The 20,789-nt window shown below is 42.9% G+C and carries 15 protein-coding genes and 1 pseudogene; 11 read left to right on the top strand and 5 right to left on the bottom strand.

The window, feature by feature from the left end; genetic code table 11:
• The first annotated feature begins 329 nt into the window (after nucleotides 1-329).
• Nucleotides 330-2,243 (top strand): ArnT family glycosyltransferase, encoded by a 1,914-nt coding sequence (locus CDG76_RS05780; protein ID WP_190240773.1) that lies wholly within the window; start codon nucleotides 330-332, stop codon nucleotides 2,241-2,243.
• Nucleotides 2,244-2,412: 169 nt separating this feature from the next.
• Here CDG76_RS05780 and CDG76_RS05775 read toward each other — a convergent pair whose 3' ends face one another.
• Nucleotides 2,413-5,628 carry an ATP-binding response regulator gene (locus tag CDG76_RS05775; RefSeq protein ID WP_094348736.1) on the bottom strand — a complete coding sequence of 1,072 codons (3,216 nt, stop codon included), beginning with the start codon at nucleotides 5,626-5,628 and terminating at the stop codon, nucleotides 2,413-2,415.
• 666 nt (nucleotides 5,629-6,294) lie between these two features.
• On the opposite strand from CDG76_RS05775, the gene CDG76_RS05770 reads away from it, so the two are divergent.
• The 4 genes from CDG76_RS05770 to CDG76_RS05755 all read left to right on the top strand — a co-directional run bounded on the left by CDG76_RS05770 (nucleotide 6,295) and on the right by CDG76_RS05755 (nucleotide 11,258).
• Nucleotides 6,295-6,876: a KaiA family protein gene (locus CDG76_RS05770; protein ID WP_094348127.1), complete on the top strand. Its 582-nt coding sequence runs from the start codon at nucleotides 6,295-6,297 to the stop codon at nucleotides 6,874-6,876.
• A 108-nt stretch (nucleotides 6,877-6,984) separates the two neighbouring features.
• Nucleotides 6,985-7,299 carry a circadian clock protein KaiB gene (gene kaiB / locus CDG76_RS05765; protein WP_094348126.1) on the top strand — a complete coding sequence of 105 codons (315 nt, stop codon included), beginning with the start codon at nucleotides 6,985-6,987 and terminating at the stop codon, nucleotides 7,297-7,299.
• A gap of 76 nt (nucleotides 7,300-7,375) precedes the next feature.
• Nucleotides 7,376-8,938 carry a circadian clock protein KaiC gene (gene kaiC / locus CDG76_RS05760; RefSeq protein ID WP_094348125.1) on the top strand — a complete coding sequence of 521 codons (1,563 nt, stop codon included), beginning with the start codon at nucleotides 7,376-7,378 and terminating at the stop codon, nucleotides 8,936-8,938.
• 103 nt (nucleotides 8,939-9,041) lie between these two features.
• On the top strand, nucleotides 9,042-11,258 hold the full coding sequence (locus tag CDG76_RS05755; RefSeq protein ID WP_094348735.1) for a TolC family protein: 2,217 nt from the start codon (nucleotides 9,042-9,044) through the stop codon (nucleotides 11,256-11,258).
• A 319-nt stretch (nucleotides 11,259-11,577) separates the two neighbouring features.
• On the opposite strand, the gene CDG76_RS05745 is transcribed toward CDG76_RS05755, so the two are convergent.
• Nucleotides 11,578-12,357 (bottom strand): FkbM family methyltransferase, encoded by a 780-nt coding sequence (locus CDG76_RS05745; protein WP_094348123.1) that lies wholly within the window; start codon nucleotides 12,355-12,357, stop codon nucleotides 11,578-11,580.
• A 565-nt stretch (nucleotides 12,358-12,922) separates the two neighbouring features.
• Here CDG76_RS05745 and CDG76_RS37085 point away from each other — a divergent pair.
• The 4 genes and pseudogenes from CDG76_RS37085 (at nucleotide 12,923) to CDG76_RS05730 (ending at nucleotide 16,322) form a co-directional block, all read left to right on the top strand.
• On the top strand, nucleotides 12,923-13,063 hold the full coding sequence (locus CDG76_RS37085; protein ID WP_190240804.1) for a hypothetical protein: 141 nt from the start codon (nucleotides 12,923-12,925) through the stop codon (nucleotides 13,061-13,063).
• A 529-nt stretch (nucleotides 13,064-13,592) separates the two neighbouring features.
• Nucleotides 13,593-15,173, top strand: coding sequence for a group II intron reverse transcriptase/maturase (locus tag CDG76_RS05740; protein ID WP_094347231.1), 1,581 nt, complete (start codon nucleotides 13,593-13,595; stop codon nucleotides 15,171-15,173).
• Nucleotides 15,174-15,260: 87 nt separating this feature from the next.
• Nucleotides 15,261-15,527 (top strand): annotated as a pseudogene (locus CDG76_RS05735) (hypothetical protein); the annotation flags it as partial.
• A gap of 285 nt (nucleotides 15,528-15,812) precedes the next feature.
• Nucleotides 15,813-16,322 (top strand): hypothetical protein, encoded by a 510-nt coding sequence (locus CDG76_RS05730; RefSeq protein WP_094348122.1) that lies wholly within the window; start codon nucleotides 15,813-15,815, stop codon nucleotides 16,320-16,322.
• 54 nt (nucleotides 16,323-16,376) lie between these two features.
• Here CDG76_RS05730 and CDG76_RS05725 read toward each other — a convergent pair whose 3' ends face one another.
• Nucleotides 16,377-16,751 (bottom strand): hypothetical protein, encoded by a 375-nt coding sequence (locus CDG76_RS05725; RefSeq protein ID WP_094348121.1) that lies wholly within the window; start codon nucleotides 16,749-16,751, stop codon nucleotides 16,377-16,379.
• A 20-nt stretch (nucleotides 16,752-16,771) separates the two neighbouring features.
• A complete protein-coding gene (locus CDG76_RS05720; protein WP_094348120.1) occupies nucleotides 16,772-17,254 on the bottom strand; it encodes a hypothetical protein in 483 nt (160 codons plus the stop codon).
• A gap of 686 nt (nucleotides 17,255-17,940) precedes the next feature.
• Between CDG76_RS05720 and CDG76_RS05715 the strand changes: the two genes are divergently transcribed.
• Both CDG76_RS05715 and CDG76_RS05710 read left to right on the top strand, forming a co-directional pair.
• Nucleotides 17,941-19,515, top strand: a complete 1,575-nt coding sequence (locus CDG76_RS05715; RefSeq protein WP_094347454.1) for a group II intron reverse transcriptase/maturase — start codon at nucleotides 17,941-17,943, stop codon at nucleotides 19,513-19,515.
• 199 nt (nucleotides 19,516-19,714) lie between these two features.
• Nucleotides 19,715-20,245 (top strand): GUN4 domain-containing protein, encoded by a 531-nt coding sequence (locus tag CDG76_RS05710; RefSeq protein ID WP_094348119.1) that lies wholly within the window; start codon nucleotides 19,715-19,717, stop codon nucleotides 20,243-20,245.
• 298 nt (nucleotides 20,246-20,543) lie between these two features.
• Here the strand turns inward: CDG76_RS05710 and CDG76_RS05705 are convergent, their stop codons facing one another.
• A complete protein-coding gene (locus CDG76_RS05705; RefSeq protein ID WP_094348118.1) occupies nucleotides 20,544-20,786 on the bottom strand; it encodes an Imm5 family immunity protein in 243 nt (80 codons plus the stop codon).
• Between the last annotated feature and the right edge of the window lie 3 nt (nucleotides 20,787-20,789).

Here is a 20,789-nt window from a genome sequence, read left to right as displayed (position 1 = left end):
GGGAAGTGTGGGAGGTGTGGGGAGGGTGGGGAGAAAGAGGAGAAATTGAATAACTGCACATCAATGAACGCTGCATTGCCTCCCACACCCCCCACACCTCCCACACCCTGCCAGCAAGGAGGTTTCAGCTTTTCTTAGTGCCATTCGGGGCGGGGGTAAAGATTAACTCTAAGCCGAGGAACTCGGAACTCAGCACTCTTCATATCCTTACCCTACAGTTGGTAAAGTGTTAAGTAATGGATAGAGGAAAATTGTTGAATTAAAAACTCCGAAGAACAAAAGATAGATAACCAACGACTATTGATTAGTGATTGTTGACTATTGACTAAATGAGAATGAAATTGAGTGTTAAGCACACTGTTGATCGGTGGTTCAACAAAATAGCAAAAAATCCAGCCCTGAGTGTAACTGTGTCGATTTTGTGGTTGATGGTGGTTGGCTGGGTGGCTTTTGGGTGGAATTTGGGCAACATTGGCTTAATTGATGAAACAGAGCCGCTCTTTGCGGAAGCTTCCCGCCAGATGTTCGTTACAGGTGATTGGATTACCCCATTTTTCAATGGTGATACTCGTTTCGATAAACCTGCTTTAATTTACTGGTGTCAGGCGATCGCATATCATCTGATTGGCGTGAATGAATGGGCAGTACGCCTTCCTTCTGCGATCGCAGCATTCGGCTTAGTTTGTTTAGCTTTTTACACCATCCAGTGGTATCTGGGTAAACAAGACGAATTAGAGCAAGTTTCACGTCCTACTCGTCGCTACTTAACATCTTTTATAGCAGCCGCGCTGATGGCACTCAATCCCGAAACCATTATTTGGGCGAGAACGGGTGTCTCTGATATGCTGCTCACCGGATGCATGGCATCGGCTTTGTTATGTTTCTTTCTAGGGTATGCAGGGAAGGAAGGGACTGGGGACTGGGGACTGGGGACTGGGGAGAAATTTTCCCAATCCCCAATCCCTAATCCCCAATCCCTATTCCCCAATAAATGGTATTTAGCTTTTTATGTGCTGATTGCTGGCGCAATTTTGACCAAAGGGCCAGTGGGAATTGTTTTGCCGGGGCTAATTGTTGCCGCCTTTTTGCTTTACGTGGGTAAAGTGCGAGAGGTGTTGCGGGAAATGCACCTTCTTGTAGGTACACTGATAATTCTCGCTTTGTCAGTGCCTTGGTATGCTTTAGTAATTTGGCGCAATGGCTGGAATTACATTAACTCCTTTTTTGGTTATCACAACCTGGAACGTTTTACAGAAGTAGTTAATGGTCACTCAGCACCTTGGTATTTTTACTTTTTAGTCGTGCTGTTGGGTTTTGCACCATACTCAGTGTATTTACCAGCTTCTATAATCAGACTAAAATTTTGGCAGCGATCGCATTGGCGATCTGTTGAACGTTTTCAGCAATTTGGTTTATTTGCCTGGTTCTGGTTTGCTAGCATCTTTGCCTTTTTTAGCATTGCCGTTACTAAACTTCCTAGCTACGTATTGCCTTTAATGCCAGCAGCAGCAATCCTGGTAGCCCTGTTGTGGAGCGACCTTTTTTCAGATACAAAGACACGGCAAACAATTGCTGTTTCCCCCTCTCCCACTCCGCCCATCTCCGCCTCTTTGCTGCGAATAAGTGGTTGGGTGAATGTAGTATTTTTATCAGTTCTGGCAACAGCACTGCTCAATATCACCCACATATTAGGTACCGATCCAGCGATCAGTAACTTCCACGAACTAATTGAACAATCTGGTTTACCAGTAATCGCGGGTATAATTTGGCTAGTTTCTGCTGTTTTGGTCGCGGGTTTATTATTGAGTCGCCGCTGGAACTACATTATCGGTATTAATTTAATCGGTTTTGTGGCGTTTGTAATTTTTGTTTTAACGCCTGCTTCGTTCTTTATCGATCGAGAACGTCAATTACCCTTAAGGGAATTGTCTGCGGTGATTTTAGAAGCAAAACAACCAAACGAAGAATTGATCATGCTTGGCTTCAAAAAGCCTAGTGTGGTATTTTACAGCCACATCCACGTAAATTATTTAAAATTTCCCCAAGAGGCTGTAGAGCATATTAAAAACAAGGCTGCTAAAGGACTAAAACCTTCTTCAGTGCTGCTGTTGGCCGAACAGAAAAAGTTTTTGAAAATGGACTTACAGCCAGATGATTACAAGAATTTATCAACCAAGGGTGCTTATAACTTGGTTCGAGTTCCTTTTAAGAAAATGAAAAATCAAAAAATCGACATATCATAAATTGTCATTTGTCATTTGTCATTTGTCATTTGAGAATAACTATAGCGTTTCCTAATCACACGAGGTACATCATAGTCCCCTCCTCGCTTGCGGGGAGGGGGTTGGGGGTGGGGTTCTTGTACCTCACTAAACTGATAACCGCTATAATGACCAATGACTAATGACCCCATTAACATTTACTATTGTAACCATTGACAGCTAAAGCTTGATTGATCTGGTTTAATAGGTCTTCCATTGATATCGATCGCGGTAATATTTGGGTAGCGATCGCACTAACAACAGTTTCTACCGATTCCAAACCATTCTTCTTCTGCTTGTTAATTTGCTTATAAGCTACTCCATCCTGGAAACTGGTTTCTAGGCGATTTAATCGCTGATTTAGTACCAAAATTGGTGGCAACTTTAAAGGCGAATCTCCCAATGTTTTCAGTGCTTTGAGCACATCTTTGTGGATAGAGGTTTCTCCTAAACAAATTAGCAGTAAGTCAACGCTTTCGTGGCGAATTTGTTGCAACACTTCTGCCCAACAAGGACTCATCGCCGCTTTGAAGCCTGCTGTTTGAAGGTATTGAATTAAAGCTTGGAACCACTCAGATCCCCGTTCAGCAGTTTCACTACTAATTGAGCAATTTTTTTCTGTGCGATACCCCTTAGCTGGCTTACGTCTTACCTGGGGAAAATCCCGGAGCATTGTTAAATCCACTACTAAGATGTTGGGAGGGCAGCAAATACCAGAAGCAATTTGCAGTACTGATAGTAAAGCATCTGTTTTATCGGTGCGACTGCTGTTGTCTTTGGCAAATGGTGTTAAGTAAGGAAATACAGATAGCCCCGGTATTTTAGAAGCGATTAAGGTAGTTGCAACATCGCAAGTAACCAGTGGTATAGCTGCTAAACGTGGATGTCCAATTAGTTGTTGCAAATAAATTTGGGCGGTGGTACTTTCGACATCTAGCAAAATCACATCAAACTGCCATACCCGCGCCAAAAGTTCTGCCTGATCTAGGTCATCTACTTCAATCACCCGATGTTCTCGAAGTGAGGGGTGGGGATTGACCGATTCTAACTGGGGATTCACTAACCGGAGGATTCGCAGTGGGGTTTTAGTTGGGATAATTGCACTATTATTTAACCCTATCTGCGGAATTGCTTGTGCAGCACATAATTTTTCTAGAACTGGTGCTAAGACCTGATGCTCTACTGGCAAACTTAAGAAACCATCGGCTCGGTTAGCAAATGCTTGCTCCTTTTCGGCTCCCGTAGCTGTGACAATTACAGATATATGACGGGTTGCGGTGTCAGATTTTAGTAAAGTCAGCACATCCCAGCCTGATAGCAGGGGTAACAACGGATTCAAAAATATGGCTATTGGTTGCAAGCGCCGCGCTTTTTCGACTGCTTCTGTGCCCGATCGCGCAATCACTACCCGATATCCTAAACTTTTGAGTTGTTCGGTCAAGTCTTCAATATATCGGGCTACTGCCTCGACTACCAAGACCAATCGTTGCGAACTCGCGGGATGATGCTGTGTGGGCGTACTAACTTGCTGACGAGCGGCGGAGTTTTCCCGTGTCGGTTGGTATCGTGTCTCCTCCTCTTCTCTGATTCCCATATCTGATTCCGAAAAGCCTGTTTTCGGGGGACTGGGCGGTAGAAGTAGGGTAAACTGGCTACCTTTACCTTCACGCGATAAGAAGCTGACATCTCCTCCGTGGAGGCGAGCCAAGGCGCGAGTTAATACTAGCCCTAAACCAGTGCCTTCAAATTGACGGGTGAGGGGATTTTCTAATTGTTGGAATTTTTGAAAGATTAAATGTTGCTGGTGTTCGGGAATGCCAATGCCTGTATCCCACACTGTGAAGGCAATCCATCCTTCCCAACGACTTACCCGCAGCCCAATTTCGCCAGATATTTCGGTGAATTTAAAGGCGTTGGAAAGTAAGTGTACTAGCATCTGGCGTAAGCGCAATTCGTCTGCCACCATCTGATCTAAACCTAGTTCAATGGAAAGACAGAATTGAGGAGCAGATGAACGCGCATTTGCTGGTGGCGGCGCAGATGTCGCTTTGGTGGTTTGAGTGTGGATAGCTTTAGCTTCCGATAGGGCGCGATCGCACACAGCCTGAATTTTCACCGGAGTCAGCGTCAAATCCATTTGTCCCGTCTCCATTCGGGTCAAATCCAAAATGTCATTCACCACACTCATCAGGTGGCGTCCGCTTTGATGAATCAGTCCCGCATAACGGGCTTGACGCTCGTTAAGTTCTCCCAACTGCTGATCCACTAGCAAGCGCGATAATCCCAAAACGGCAGTTAGGGGAGTTTTGAGTTCATGGCTAATACAAGCTAAAAATTCGTCTTTTAACCGATTTAGTTGAATTAAATCGGCATTCTTCGCTGCTAGTTCTTTACAAAGCTGCTGCTGTTCAGTGACATCAGTAGCTAAAACCAACCACAAATCAGTGCTGAGTGCAATTTCCTCTTCAGCACTCATCACTTTAAACTCAGGACTATCTAAGGGAATTTTGGCAAACTGCCAGATTCGCTCTTGACCATTTTGTACTTCAACCACGCAGGTACAAGTACCCACCTGACTATCTAAATAGCATCGGCTGTATGCAGCATCACCTGATGCTTCTTGCTGAATCAGTTCTTCTTTACCACCTTTGGCATGAACGTTGATTGCTGGTTGGGTGACATATTCTGCTATTTCGGAGCGGTTAGGGACAAGTATTGCCTCCACTTGTTGCCTAACTCCTTCTGGATCTTTTAAGGTTCCTAATTGCTGCCACCAAGCGGGATTTCGGGCTACCACCTCGCCAGTACCTGTTTGCAACATCAAAGGCCAAGGCAGTCTTTCTAGCAAGTGTACTAATGGCTGATGTCCTAAGGACTTGGGTTCATTTGGCCTACCATCATACTCATGACGATGCTTGCTAGACCTTTGTAAGCCAGCCATACGTTCTTGAGCCAGCGATCGCAACAGGCGTGAACTATCCAGCAGCCCCAAATATCGACCATCAGAGTCAATCAGCGCCCAATCTAAGTTTTGGGGTTTTTCGACTTGTGAATCGCACCAGCGCAAGCTTAATCGCTCTACACGCTCAGAAGCTGATATTGTCTGTATTGGCTCAATTAGACCTTGACCCCAGGTAGAGAGCGATTGTTGTAAATTTAGATTTTTATCGTCACTTTGTGCTAATAATTTTGGGATTAAACGGGCAGAATATAGCAACCCGATGGGGCATTGCTGTTGATTTACTACTACCAAGCGATCGCACTGCTCTTGCTCAAAAATCTCCAACACCACTGCCAGAGAACTTGTTTGGGGGCAGCTAGGTACGGTTGCCTGAAAGTCATAAAGCGGGTAATCTAGCATTAACATAGGGATTTGGGGGTCATTCTTCCTGTGGAACCCTCCGGCATTTCCATCTGCCAGTTGATGGTCTTTTTGCCTGAAGTCATATCCTTTAAGAAGACTCATATAAGCAACTCTGGTTATTTCAACGCCATTAAAACAACGGGATTTCCCCTAACGGACACGGGAATTGCAAACGAGTGCATTTTTCCAAGAGGCGACGTTTCTCATTTCTAGCAACTAGCCTCTCCAGTGTCTTACTGGTATTTAAACTCCTCATCGATAGCGACGGCTAAAACAATTATGGCTCCAAAGATTCGCTTTAGAACCTTGAGGAATTATAATGATTTGGAATGCGACAATCCTTTAAGTTCGTTTAAGTATCTTATCAAGGAGCAAAATAAAAAAATCTATCTATTTATGTACATAGATATGTAAATCATGAGTTAAGTACTGTGTCTTGCTATGTCGACGGATACCTCATCATCAAAGACCTACTAAGTTCTACCAGTTAGTTGCTGCACTAAATTGTTAAGTGCGTAGCACTATCTGCTCGCATAGAGCGTTATTTTGGGGTTAAATCACCAGTTGACTGCACACGCAACGCGGTATTTCCTTCCCTACAAGCGTTAGCCAAACTTATCAGCCCGCGTTTATTGGTCAGGGCGATCGAGGAGATATATTCAAGAATAGATGTTATTACCGATATTAATTCTGCAATCTAATGTTAACAAATGCTTAAATAATCCAGTTGACTTAGCTAACCTAAAAGGTTTGAGTAGGTGGGTGGGGCAATTGATGGACGCAATTATTGCCCAATTTTGCTACTTACCTGTTGCTGCAACAACCTCTGGAACAATCAACTATTTACCAAATTGTCTGCCACGAAATCCAAGTAAGGCATACACTAGCAAGTACGTTTATGTATTTGCCAGTCAGATGCAAAAAAGCCAGCAGCATTTTCAGGAGATGACTCCGGCTGAAAGAGAAAGATTATTAAGACAGCTTAAAATAGATTATAGCCTGATTCTTATAGATTATTTTACTACAGACAAAACACTTAAAGATAAAATTGATAAATTTATCAATGCTATATTTTATGCTAATATTCCTGTGCCCCAAATAATCGAAATTCACATGGAGGTAATTGAAGAATTTTCTCACCAGCTAAAATTAGAAGGTAGGAGCAATGAAACGTTACTTGATTACCGCCTAACGTTGATCGATATCTTGGCTCACTTGTGCGAAGTTTATAGGAGTTCGATTTCTAAATAAATTAAGTTATCGCTCTCTATTCAAATTGGAACAAGCTACTGCTATTAGTTACTCCCAAGGCGCGAACGCATCTTGTTATTTTTATGCTCATGACTAGTTATTAAATATATGATTAAAGCCAGAAAAACCTACGTTCTCAAGCTTTACGTAGCCGGAAACACCCCGAATTCAGTCCGGGCATTAAAAACACTCAAAGATATTTTAGAGCAGGAGTTTAAAGGTGTTTATGCTTTAAAAGTGATCGATGTATTGAAAAGTCCACAACTAGCAGAAGAAGATAAAATCTTGGCAACGCCAACATTATCTAAAATTTTGCCTCCACCCGTTCGCAAAATTATTGGGGATCTTTCAGATAGAGAAAGAGTATTGATAGGATTGGATTTGCTCTATGAAGAACTGAGTGAAGAAGATTTTGAGGAGTAAATTTTTAATCATAAAATATTGAGTCTAAAGTTTAGTAATAAAAAAACAGGTTTTAATACCCTTTTGTTATCAAGCAATGAGTGAAAACGAGCAAGTACAACCAAAACAACCACCGATAATTAGGGGTGTAGAAAAAATTCGGACGATGATCGAGGGGTTTGACGATATTAGTCATGGTGGTTTACCAATTGGTAGAACCACCTTGATTAGTGGTACATCCGGCACAGGTAAAACCTTATTTTCTCTTCAGTTTCTCTATAACGGTATCACCTACTTTGATGAACCAGGAGTATTTGTAACCTTTGAGGAATCACCGAGTGATATTATTAAAAATGCCAATATTTTTGGTTGGAACTTGCCCCGCTTAATCGAAGAAGGCAAGTTATTTATTCTTGATGCATCTCCCGATCCAGAAGGTCAAGATATAGTTGGAAATTTTGACCTTTCTGCACTCATTGAACGCTTGCAATATGCCATCCGCAAATACAAAGCTAAACGAGTTTCAATCGACTCAATAACAGCAGTATTTCAGCAGTATGAAGCAATGGGAGTAGTGCGACGCGAAATTTTCCGCCTGGTAGCACGTCTCAAACTACTAAGTGTCACCACTCTAATTACCACTGAACGTAGTGAAGAATATGGGCCTGTTGCCTCTTTTGGAGTGGAAGAATTTGTTTCCGATAATGTAGTAATTGTTCGCAACGCTTTAGAAGGAGAACGCCGCCGTCGCACAATTGAAATTCTCAAATTGCGCGGCACAACTCACATGAAAGGCGAGTATCCCTTCACGATTACTAATGAAGGAGTTAACATCTTCCCACTCGGAGCAATGCGCTTGACTCAACGTTCTTCTAATGTCAGGGTATCTTCTGGTGTCAAAACTTTAGATGAAATGTGCGGAGGTGGTTTCTTTAAAGATTCAATTATTTTGGCGACAGGAGCTACAGGTACTGGTAAAACACTGTTAGTAAGTAAATTTATTCAAGATGGCTGCCTCAATGGAGAACAGGCGATATTATTTGCTTATGAAGAGTCACGCGCCCAACTATCTCGTAATGCTTCCTCTTGGGGAATTGATTTTGAAAAATTAGAAGATCAAGGTTTACTCAAAATCATCTGTACCTATCCTGAATCAACTGGTTTAGAAGACCACTTACAAATTATTAAATCAGAAATTGCTATTTTCAAACCCGCTCGGATTGCTATTGATTCTCTATCAGCACTAGCTAGAGGAGTTACGAATAATGCATTTCGGCAGTTTGTAATTGGTGTGACAGGTTATGCTAAACAAGAAGAAATTACTGGTTTCTTTACTAACACAACCGATCAATTTCTAGGAGCGCATTCGATTACTGACTCTCATATTTCTACGATTACCGATACAATTCTGATGTTACAGTACGTAGAAATTCGCGGAGAAATGTCGCGGGCAATTAACGTATTCAAAATGCGCGGGTCTTGGCATGATAAGGGCATTCGTGAGTATAATATTACTGCTGACGGGCCCGATATCAAAGATTCTTTCCGAAACTACGAACGGATTATCAGCGGTGCTCCTACTCGCGTTAGTATCGATGAAAAGGCGGAACTTTCTCGCATTGTTAGACGTTTTGAAGACAAACAGAGTTCCGAACCCTAAATTTAGTATCGTAGTATATTCTTTCCTAAGTTTAGTATCGTGCTATATTCTGTGGTGAAGAAAGGTTTTCTGCCGCTAGATTGATTTTCGTGTGAGGGATGCGGTGAAAGGACAGCAATTATTTTATAGCTTCTTACCTGGTGTAACGGCAGCGGTTTTAACAACTCAGCCTGCTTGGGCTGGTACTGCGAAACTAACTGGGATACAACTGGCATCTTCTCCTAGTGTTTTGACTTCTACTTATGGTCAAGGCTTAGTTGTGGATACCATAAATACGCAACTGTCTAACAGTGCAAATGTTAGTGTTCCAACCCTAGTACCTGCTTTGGGTTTTACTAAACTTAGTGTGAAACCTTTAAGTAATAACAGTATTCCAGTATTTACGACTGAAAATACTGTTGTACAAATAAAACAACTACTTAAGAAAGATAAAGGTAGATTTTTCAGTTTGACAGCTACCTCTAATCCTTCCCAAGCTCAAAAGAACCAAAAACAGAGTAATTCAAGCGCTTATGGGCAGAAATTAAAGAAGATAGTAGTTCCCAACTACACTTCAAAACCCCTTTCTGTCCAAAAAGAAATTTTGTCCCTGTCTTCTGCACAGCAGCCAGTGGTTCAAAAGATAAATACTGTTACTCCGTTGCAAACATTTTTACAAACTTCAGCCACAGGTGCAGGAGCAGCAAAACTGTTGTCAGCGCAGAGGTGTCCACAGGAGTTGAGCAAAAGCAAAACTGACTCCTTGGCTGTGCTACTAACCTCAAGCACCTGCTTACGACAAAACGCTATTGGTGGTCGCTTGGCTCAGAGCAATACCACGATTCCGGCAGATTCGACGCCAATCACTGCGCCAGGAACTGTAACTCCTACACCAGAGAGTTCGACGCCAACTCTAATTGCGCCAGGAACTGTAACTCCTGTACCAGGGGGTTCGGTGCAACCTGCCGCTGTGCCAACAACGGTAACTCCAGTACCGTCAGGGGCAGTGCAAATTCCAGAGAACCTGATTCCTAACTCAAATCCGCTGCAATTTCCCACCAAAGCGGAGGAAGTGAGACTTCAGGAAAATCAACCAATTACTTTGGCACAGGCTCTGGAGTTAGCACGGCGTAACAATCACGATCTACAGGTGTCCTTATTGGAGCTAAAACGCAATCAAGCGGCTCTAAGAGAGGCGCAAGCTGCTTTATTGCCTACCTTGGGAGTTAGCACGGATCTTACTCGTAGTCAGTCTGCTAGCAGTCAGCTTCAGGACGAATTAAACGGGCGAAATGGCTTACTGTCTAACCAAGACCAACCCAGTACATCTTTTTCTGGTCAAGCACAACTTTCATATAACCTTTATAGTTCCGGGAGAGTGCAAGCTAGCATCAAAGCGGCTGAAGAACAAGTACGTTTCAACGAGTTGGCTGTAGAAACTCAGTCTGAGACAATCCGTTTGAATGTTGCCACAGACTACTACAATTTGCAACAAGCGGATGAACAAGTACGGATTGCCCAATCGGCTGTGCAGAACTCTGAGGCTAGTTTACGTGATGCAGAAGCTTTAGAGCGAGCTGGGGTTGGTACGCGGTTCGATGTGTTGCGATCGCAGGTGAATTTAGCAAATGCCCAACAAAATTTAACTAATGCTAGATCCCAGCAGACAATTTCCCGTCGTCAATTAGCAACTCGGATCAGTTTGCCGCAAGCAATAAATATCAGTGCCGCTGACCCTGTACAATTAGCTGGTCTTTGGAACCCAACCCTAGAACAAAGTATTGTGTTGGCTTATCAAAATCGTCCAGAACTGCAACAGCAGTTAGCACAACGTAATATTAGCGAGCAACAGCGCAAACAAGCTCTTGCAGAACTGGGGCCTCAAGTTAGTTTGGTTGCTAGCTACGACCTGCTCGACCAGTTCGATGATAATGTCAGCGTTACTGATGGTTATTCATTCGGAGTTAGGGCAACCCTAAATTTGTATGATGGGGGAGCCGCTAGAGCAAGGGCAGATCAGTCCAAAACTAATATTGCGATCGCAGAAACTCAATTTGCTGAACAACGCAACCAAATTCGCTTTCAGGTAGAACAAGCCTATTCTACCCAGCAATCTAGTTTGGAGAATGTTCAAACCGCTAATACCGCTTTAGAACAAGCCAGGGAAGCTCTACGTTTAGCGCGTTTGCGATTCCAAGCTGGTGTAGGTACTCAAACTGATGTGATTAACTCTGAAAATGACCTCACCCAAGCTGAAGGTAATCGAGTCACAGCAATTTTGGATTACAACCGCGCTTTAGCTCAGTTACAACGGTCTGTTACTCTCAGAGCATTCCGCTAATTAGCTGAAACTCAACTGAATCAATACTTTTGACTGCTGCTGTGTTTATCAGGGCATTACACAATCTAGTAGCGTTTCTAATAAAAGCTAGCTAAAAGCCTCATTTATTCAGTGTATTTACTGGAAAGATGAGGCTTTTTAGTCCAAAAGATAGTATTGTAAATTGTGATACCAATTTGAAAAAAGACAAATAGACCATTTGTAGAGACGCGATTCATCGCGTCTTTACCCAAGGATGTGTTGCAATCATTAATTGAACTGGTATGATTTTTTAGAAATTCTTTAGCGATCGCTAAAGGATTACGCGAACAAAATCTGATTAACAACTACGAACCCAAATTTCACCGTAGCCGTCTTTTCCAAGGTCTGCTACATCTTCAGGAAAGCGCTTTAGAAACTCATCTGGAGACAACCATTCTTGAAATACAAATGAATGCATTTCAGCAGGTATAACATTAATCAATATCTTTCCAAGATTGGATAGGTAATTTATGCAAGCTCTAGTGGTATGAATTTCGCGTTCTGTTATGTGATATTCAAATGACAGCAAAGAAATCGGTTGTGTCAGCCCTTTTAAAACTTCAAGCTCCCACCCTTCAACATCAATTTTACAGTAGTCTGGTTTTCCAAATTCATCAATTGCTCGGTCAAGAGTTGTGATAGAAACTTGGATACTGCTTTGTACAGTGCCTAGCCAATCCTCATAAAAACTTGCGATTCCACTTCGTTCGCGAGTGTATAATGTTGCTTCTCCGGGTTTTGCACCAACCGCCTTCTGAACAGGATGAAATTTACTGCCATAATGACTACATCGAGCTTTCAATTCTCTCATGCATTCGGGCTGCGGTTCAAATGCCACAACTCTTGCACCTGCTATTAGAAATGCCTCTGATTTTGCACCTATGTTTGCACCAACATCGAAGCAGAGATTATTATAATCTAAGAGTTTTGAGTAGAAAGAAACTTCTTGTTCAAAATAACTTAACTGATCTTTTAACTGCTTTTGATTTAAAAAACGATAGAAATTCCTAATTGGTCTATATAGACCAGTTGATATGGAAAAGTCCTTCACAATAGATTTTATTGCAGGAAATTGCATATTTTATTTACCTCAATCAGCAATTTTCACCTCAAAATTATAAAATTTATGCTATGTTTTACCAATAATAAATATGACAATAATTTCTTTCAAAAAAATCGGAAACATTTTGTAGTTTGACAAAAAACACAAAATAAGTTTTTCAACCGATGTTTTATAGGCAAACGCATCTAAAATTCCTCTTGATTCCAACCGACGTTAAGAACCAACGAAAAAATGAGGGTTTATCGTTTAGTTTAGTTTCCGCGACTCAAAGCAATGTCTAGGATAGAGGCTATTCGGAGACGTTTAAACCTTTAGCAATAAACGAGAGTTAATAAGATTGCTTTTGAGTCTATCGAGAATAGACTACTATTATAGACTTAGAATTTTACTCCCTTTCTTCCGGTAACAAAAGTTTTTACGCTCCTCTGAAAAGAGGGTTAGGGAGAAGTCATAGAGAAGGAGTTGTTTTTGGGAGGTCTGTATTGGACTTAACAGAGAAGCGCTATAGTCCAATTTGGACTAACATAACTGAGTGTTCGTAGTTTACCGCCGTAGGTATCGCTTGCCTTGTCAAAGACTCATGACTAAAGTAACATCTCAAGAAATTGCACAGTTTCGCTCTCAATTGGCAGACGATCCTAGCGATATGGAAGCGCTGGATTTAATTGAAGACTGTGATGGAGATTTGGAGTGCGATTCGTTGATTAGTGAATCACGGTAATCAGTCCGTAAATAACTAATCCAGCCCACAGCAGATTACTGTCACTAAAGGCTGAACTCTCGGTCAGATGTAGGTGAAAGCCCTACCATTCAGACTCAGAATTGACTCCTTATCTGCCCACACCGAACAAGCTCGGTTCTTGTAGAGTGAAGCTGGGAACAGGGCGCAATCAGACGACCGTTGCGGGTTGACACTGGCGCTAATAGGGAGTTCCCACGATGAAACAGAGCCTATAAAAGCGACTTACTGCAAGGCAGGGCGCAACACAAAATCCCTGACCTCACTGGAGATTCATTCCCGCCAAAATATTCTGAAGTAACAGGCAAGAGTCCAGGGAATCCAGTAGTTGAATTGGCTACATCTAAAAGGAACTATCAATCTCTCCGAGGGAACGAATAAAAACGAGTTGCGGGTCTTGGGGCAGTCGAACCCCAGGTAGGCTAGACGAGAAGCGGAATCCTCGCAAGTCGGGTAGGACAGACCGTAATTGGTCTGAGGTGTTCAGAATACACAAACTCTAGAAGAGAAAATGATTAGACACAGTTGTAAAACCAGTGAATCTTGGAAAGCTTTACCGTGGAAGAAGTTCCGCCGTAACCTTTTCCGCCTTCAAAAGCGCGTGTACAAAGCCGTTCAAGTTGGAGACAAACGGAAAGCTAGGTCACTCCAAAAGCTTATTCTAAAATCCACCTCGGCTCGATTTCTTGCAATTAGACTTGTATCTCAGCTAAATGCTGGTAAAAAGACGGCTGGTATTGATGGTAAGAAATCCCTCTCATTTGAAGAACGCTTCAATCTTGAAGAACTACTGAAAATGAATAGTGGAAACTGGAAGCATCAAGGACTACGGGAAATCCCCATCCCTAAAAAGGACGGGACTACCAGAATGCTTAAAATACCAACCATCGCGGATAGAGCTTGGCAATGCCTCGCAAAATATGCACTAGAAGCAGCACACGAAGCAACGTTCCACGCCAGGAGCTACGGGTTTAGAACTGGGCGCTCTGCCCATGATGCTCAAAAATACATCTACAATAACCTACGTTCCTCCTGCAAAGGAATAGAAAAACGAGTTATTGAACTCGATATCGAAAAATGCTTCGACAGGATTAACCACTCAGCAATAATGGACGAACTCATTGCCCCCAAAGGCTTAAAACTCGGTATCTTCCGATGCCTTAAGGCAGGAGTAAACCCAGAATTCCCCGAACAAGGAACACCTCAAGGGGGAGTGGTCAGTCCGTTACTAGCTAACATCGCGCTCAACGGGATTGAGAGTATTCACAGATACCACGCCGAATACAAAAACAGTAGAAGTATCACACCGAAAACCTCGTCCGAGAAAATTGTCGAACCATCAGTCCGATACGCGGATGACATGGTTATTATACTTCGACCCGAAGACGATGCGATAGAGATACTTGAAAGAATCAGCGAGTTCCTCCGCAAACGCGGAATGAATGTAAGCCAAAAGAAAACCAAAGTTACCGCCGCGACAGATGGGTTTGATTTCCTCGGCTGGCACTTTAAAGTCCAGAAAAACGGAAAGTTCAGAAGTATTCCCTCAGTGGACAACTTTAAAGCTTTTCGTAAGAAAGTAAAACACATCATCAACAACTCGAATTATGGTGCTACCACAAAGGCTGAGAAATTAGCCCCAGTAGTAAGAGGTTGGAGAAATTACCATAAGTTCTGCAAGATGGACGGGTCTAGAAACTCGTTATACCACATCCAAAAAAGAGCTTACACGGTATTCAACAAGGAAACCAAGCAAAACCGCTACTCTAGTAAGAAACTACTAGACAAAGCACTCCCAGCAGTTCCCTACTCCGAAAATAAACACGTCATGGTTCAAGGAATAAAATCCCCCTATGACGGAAATATAGCCTACTGGAGCGAACGCAGAAGCAAGCTCTACGATGGCGAAACCTCTAAAGCTCTTAAGAAGCAAAACCATAAATGTGCCTCCTGCGGTTTGAAATTCATTGATGAAGAAAAGGTACACCTGCACCACATCGACGGAAATCATGCCAACTGGAAGAAAAGTAATCTTGAAGCAATTCACGAGAGTTGCCACGATTACAAACACATGAGCAAAAGCGCAAGCTAAGAACATCGGGAGCCGTGTACACGGAAACGGGTACGCACGGATCTAACTGAGAGGTGCGGGGAATAATATCCCCCATCGACTCAACCAGATGCAGCGATGACGCTAGCTATCCGAGCAGGACAACAACCAGAAAGAGCAAATTCCGAGTGGTTAGATGCCTTGGCTAGAAAATGGCGTGTGGTCATTTGCGAACAAGAATATCGAGAAGATTTGCTTAATACTTCTCTTCAGAAGATGATGGAACGTTTAAAAACAACGCCAACATTTCCTAAGATTTTGGCAACGCCAGTTTTGCTATATGTCCTCAAGCAAGGCGTAAACAATTTTTGTGAGCCACTAGATTTGCTAAAATGATCGTCCCGCATTTTAATCGTGAGATTAAAATCGCGCCTACCCAAACATAGAGGCAAAGCGGCTTCAAAACCCTTAATCTAACCTTAGTCCGCGCAGGCGGACTACCCACTGCGTTTGTGTATGTAGTCCTTTCAGTGCTTTGGTGCAAGATGTGAGCCTCCTAACTTCTGATGTAAGTCTTAGAGTAATTCAGGTGTGTGACTTCTAGTCATGCGAGGTTCAATCGACCAGGACTGATACGCTGTTAATTAAGGCAAAACTTCTATTAGACAAATTGTAAAATCAATGAATTACCTTGTTGCCGTATTACCAGACCGCATTCAAGCCGAAGCTGCTTACTTAGCTTTAGAAAGAGAAGGCATTAACAGCACTATTTTGGGGAGGGGGTATAAAACGGCTGACGAGTTTGGCTTAATTGACCCCAAAGATCCAGCTAAAAAGCAAGCAAAACAGATGGCAACCTGGCTGATACCATTTGGCTTTTTTGCAGGTTTTACATTCAGCCTGATTACTGGTTTAGATACTTTTGCCTGGGCGGGTGAAGTTGGCAATCACATTGTTGGCGGACTGCTGGGTGCTGCTAGTGGTGCGATGGGTGGTGTTGTTGTCGGTGGCGGAGTCGGTTTACTTATCGGTGGTGGTGATGCTTTACCTTATCGCAACCGCTTAGATGCAGGTAAATATTTAGTTGCCGTTGAAGGTTCTGAAACTCTGACTCGCCAAGCAACCAAAATATTACGTCAGTTCGATCCAGAAAATATCCAAGGTTATGCCGACACAAATACTGTGTATTGAATAAATCATAGTTTACAGATTTATTTTTAGCCCACTCCTCCTTATTGCTACGAATTACGGTGTGGGTGAAGGATTTGGATGTTTTCCTGCGTAGTAGACAACGACTTTCAATTGTTCTTCATCAGGAACGTAAAACACTCTGTCCCCTTTTGTTACCTCATATTCCCATGCCCCCTTGTAGGGTTTGCCCTTTAAAGGAAAAACACGCCCAGGCTGTCTGGTGGTTGGTGCAGTACATAAATCCTCGTAACAACGACGTGTGTTTTCTGGATGGCGCTGCATTAAAGCTTCCCAGCCCCGATTCACCCGACGATTTTTAGCTACCACCAACCAAGTGCTTTCTATCTCAGATAATGCTGGAGCCGTCAGTTTAACGAATGGCGGCTCCACATTCTCAACTATTGGATGTTCTTCTTGGTTATCTGACATACTCTCATTCAGACAGCATTCTAAGTAGATGGCGGCTTTAATAGTACTTCATCAGTCTCGACACTAAAAGCATCTGCCAGTTCAGGACTAGCGATCGCTAAGGCGCTTTCATGCCATTCATGGATGATCGCGTCAATTATCTCCCATGCTGTAGTTGAGGAATCTATCAACCGAAAAGCCTCACTTAGCTCCTTGATAAAGTCTTGCAGATCATCTTCTTTAAACACACTCAGCCATCCATAAGAATGTTCAAAACCGATTTCCTTTCCCAGTAACAAAGAGAAGGCGACAGTTAATGCCTCAAAAACAGCTTGACTCTGTGTTGCTGCCTTTATGAGAAAAGTCACTTTCTCCCGGCGCAACAATGCAAAAGACTGATCGTTGCGAGTAATTGTCACTGGACGTTCTAAAGCTTTGTCCAGCACTCGCCCAGGCTGACGATTTAACTCAGTGGCTGTAATTAACTCATCTGAGTAGATATTGCCGAAAGTCCCAATAGACATAGGTTATGCGTTTTTAGTCAACGCCGATTTAAGAAAATTATTAGTCCCTACGTATAATTGTACGTACTATTCATCTGGGGTCAATAGGGATTAAAACTCTGGATGCTGGAACTATCAAAAGAAAANGTGCGATTCGTTGCATAGTGAATCTCGGTATCCAGTCCGTACATAACTAAGCCAGCCCGACAGCAGATTACTGTCACCAAAGGCTGAACTCTCGGTCAGATGTAGGTGAAAGCCCTACCATTCAGACTCAGAATTGACTCCTTATCTGCCCACACCGAACAAGCTCGGTTCTTGTAGAGTGAAGCTGGGAACAGGGCGCAACCAGACGACCGTTGCGGGTTGACACTGGCGCTAACAGGGAGTTCCTATGATGAAACAGAGCCTAGAAAAGCGACTTATTTGAAGGCAGGGCGCAACGCAAAATCCCTGACCTCACTGGAGTCCATTCCCGCCGAACATTTCTTTTCAGTATCGGTAAGAGTCCAGGGAATCCAGCAGTCGAAGTGGCTACATCTAACGGAACAATCAATCTCTCCGAGGGAACGAATAAAAACGATTTGTGAGTCATGGGGCAGTCGAACCCCAAGTAGGCTAAACGAGAAGCGGAACTCTCACAAGTCGGGTAGGACAGACCGTAACTGGTCTGAGGTGTTCAGAAAATACAAACTAGAGAAGAGAAAATGATTAGACACAGTAAACATACTAGTGAATCTTGGAGAGCTTTACCGTGGAAGAAATTCCGCCGAAATCTTTTCCGCCTTCAAAAGCGCGTATTTAAAGCTGTTCAAGTTGGAGACAAGCGGAAAGCTCGGTCACTCCAAAAGCTTATTTTAAAATCCACCTCGGCTCGATTTCTTGCAATAAGACAAGTATCTCAGCTAAACGCTGGCAAAAAAACGGCGGGTATTGATGGTAAGAAATCCCTCTCATTTAAAGAACGCTTCAACCTTGAAGAACTAATGAAAATGAATAGTGGAAATTGGAAACATCAAGGCTTACGGGAAATCCCCATCCCTAAAAAGGACGGAACTACCAGAATGCTTAAGATACCAACCATCGCGGATAGAGCTTGGCAGTGCCTCGCAAAATATGCACTCGAACCAGCACACGAAGCCACTTTCCACGCCAGGAGCTATGGGTTCAGAACTGGGCGCTCTGCCCATGATGCACAAAAGTACATCTTCAACAACCTCAACTCCTTTTGCAATGGAATAGAAAAACGAGTTATTGAACTCGATATTGAAAAATGCTTCGACAGGATTAATCACTCAGCAATAATGGACGAACTCATTGCTCCAAAAGGCTTAAAACTCGGAATATACCGATGCCTCAAGGCTGGAGTCAATCCAGAATTCCCCGAACAAGGAACCCCACAAGGGGGAGTGGTCAGTCCTTTACTAGCTAATATTGCGCTCAACGGGATTGAGAATATACACAGATATCATAGGAACCAAGGATTCAGAATCACTGATAAAACCTCAGCCAGTGATATTTCTGAACCATCAATCCGATACGCGGATGACATGGTTATTATACTCCGACCCGAAGATGATGCGACAGAAATACTTGAAAGAATCAGCGAGTTCCTCCGCAAGCGCGGAATGAATGTAAGCCAAAAGAAAACCAAAGTTACCGCCGCGACAGATGGGTTTGATTTCCTCGGCTGGCATTTTAAAGTCCAGAAAAACGGAAAGTTCAGATGTAATCCCTCAGTGGATAACTTCAGAGCTTTTCGTAAGAAAGTAAAACACATCGTCAACAACTCGAATTATGGTGCTACCACAAAGGCGGAGAAATTAGCCCCGGTAGTTAGAGGTTGGAGAAACTACCATAAGTTCTGCAAGATGGACGGGTCTAGAAACTCGTTATACCACATCCAAAAAAGAACTTACACGGTATTCAACAAGGAAACCAAACAAAACCGCGACTCCAGTAAGAAATTACTAGACAAAGCATTCCCAGCAGTTCCTTACTCCGAAAATAAACACGTCATGGTTCAAGGAATAAAATCCCCCTATGACGGAAATATAGCCTACTGGAGTGAACGTAAAAGTAAGCTCTATGACAGCGAAACCTCTAAAGCTCTTAAGAAGCAAAACCATAGATGTGCTTCCTGCGGTTTAAAGTTCATCGATGAGGAACGGGTTCACCTGCATCACATCGACGGAAAACACGCCAACTGGAAGAAAAATAATCTCAAAGCAATTCATGAGAGTTGCCACGATTACGAACACATGAGCAAAAGCGCAAGCTGAGAACATCGGAAGCTGGGTGCGGTGAAAGTCGCACGCCCAGATTTAACTGAGAGGTGCGGGGAATAATATCCCCCATCGACTCAACCCATTAGAACCGCAAGATAGACCGCAGACGGTACGAGAATGGTTAGAATTACTAAATCCAAAATCTCATTCGAGACAACAAATACAGGAAATCCAAAATCTAAAATCCTCAAAGATGGACTATACCCGACTGCGGGATTTGCTCGCAGCAGGGGAGTGGAAAGAAGCTAATGAGGAAACAAACCGAGTTATCCTGGCAGTAGCAGGGAGAGAAAAGGAAGCCTGGCTTGATAATGAAAGCATTGATAGTTTTCCTTGTGAAGGCCTCCGCATTATTGACCAACTTTGGGTAAAGTATAGCAATGGATATTTTGGCTTTTCAGTGCAAAAGCTTATTTATCAAAGTCTGGGGGGAACCAGACTTTACGACGGCAAAATTTGGCAGGCGTTTTGCGATCGCGTTGGTTGGAGAAATACGAAAGGATGGATTTTGATAAAAGATGTAGTTTTTAGTAGGAAAGCACCATTAGCCCACCTTCCTATTTTTACCCAGACAGAGATGGGACCATTTTTCTACACAACTCCAGGGCGTACGGGGGGGGGATTCGTTACGGAAAAAGAGGAAAAAGAAAGGAACGGTAGAGAGGTTTTGGGAGTTCGGGAGTGTATACTTTTTTTCTCTCGCGTCAATAATTGTAGAATGTAACATAATAAGGCTTACAGATTTTTCAAAAGATTTGTCAACACTCACTTTCTACGAAGCCTTGCGGGTTCAGGCGTTCCGATACATGGCACTGCGCTTCCTCCTCATCCTCCCCTTGCTTTTGTAGTACCCTACCGACAAACTGCGGGTTATAACAGTTAGCAAAAATAAATTTTTCCGCTACTTTTTCTATTTCTCCATTATTGGCTTCCCACTCATTGATAGTCTGGTGTGTTACGGCACGATAAAATTATGGTTTCATTTAAAAATATTAAATTAGCCCTAACGCACCATCTTTGATTTAAGAAGCTTCAGGCAAAGGAATATGTATCTTCTCATCTTCTTCTATAGCCTCCCATGCACTGGGAATAGCAACATTTAACCACCACAACCAAAATTCTAAACGCCTTGCTGAATCTGATTTTCCAGAAATAGTCTCCCACACTGCACCATTTGCATACGCACAAGCAGCAAAGAAAGCAGCATCATTACCTTCTGTATCCCGATTATCTGTCAGATTAAAATCAATACATAAAATCCTCAATAG

Source organism: Nostoc sp. 'Peltigera membranacea cyanobiont' 210A, assembly GCF_002246015.1.
Lineage (GTDB): Bacteria > Cyanobacteriota > Cyanobacteriia > Cyanobacteriales > Nostocaceae > Nostoc.
This window is presented reverse-complemented; position numbering and strand designations above follow the sequence as displayed.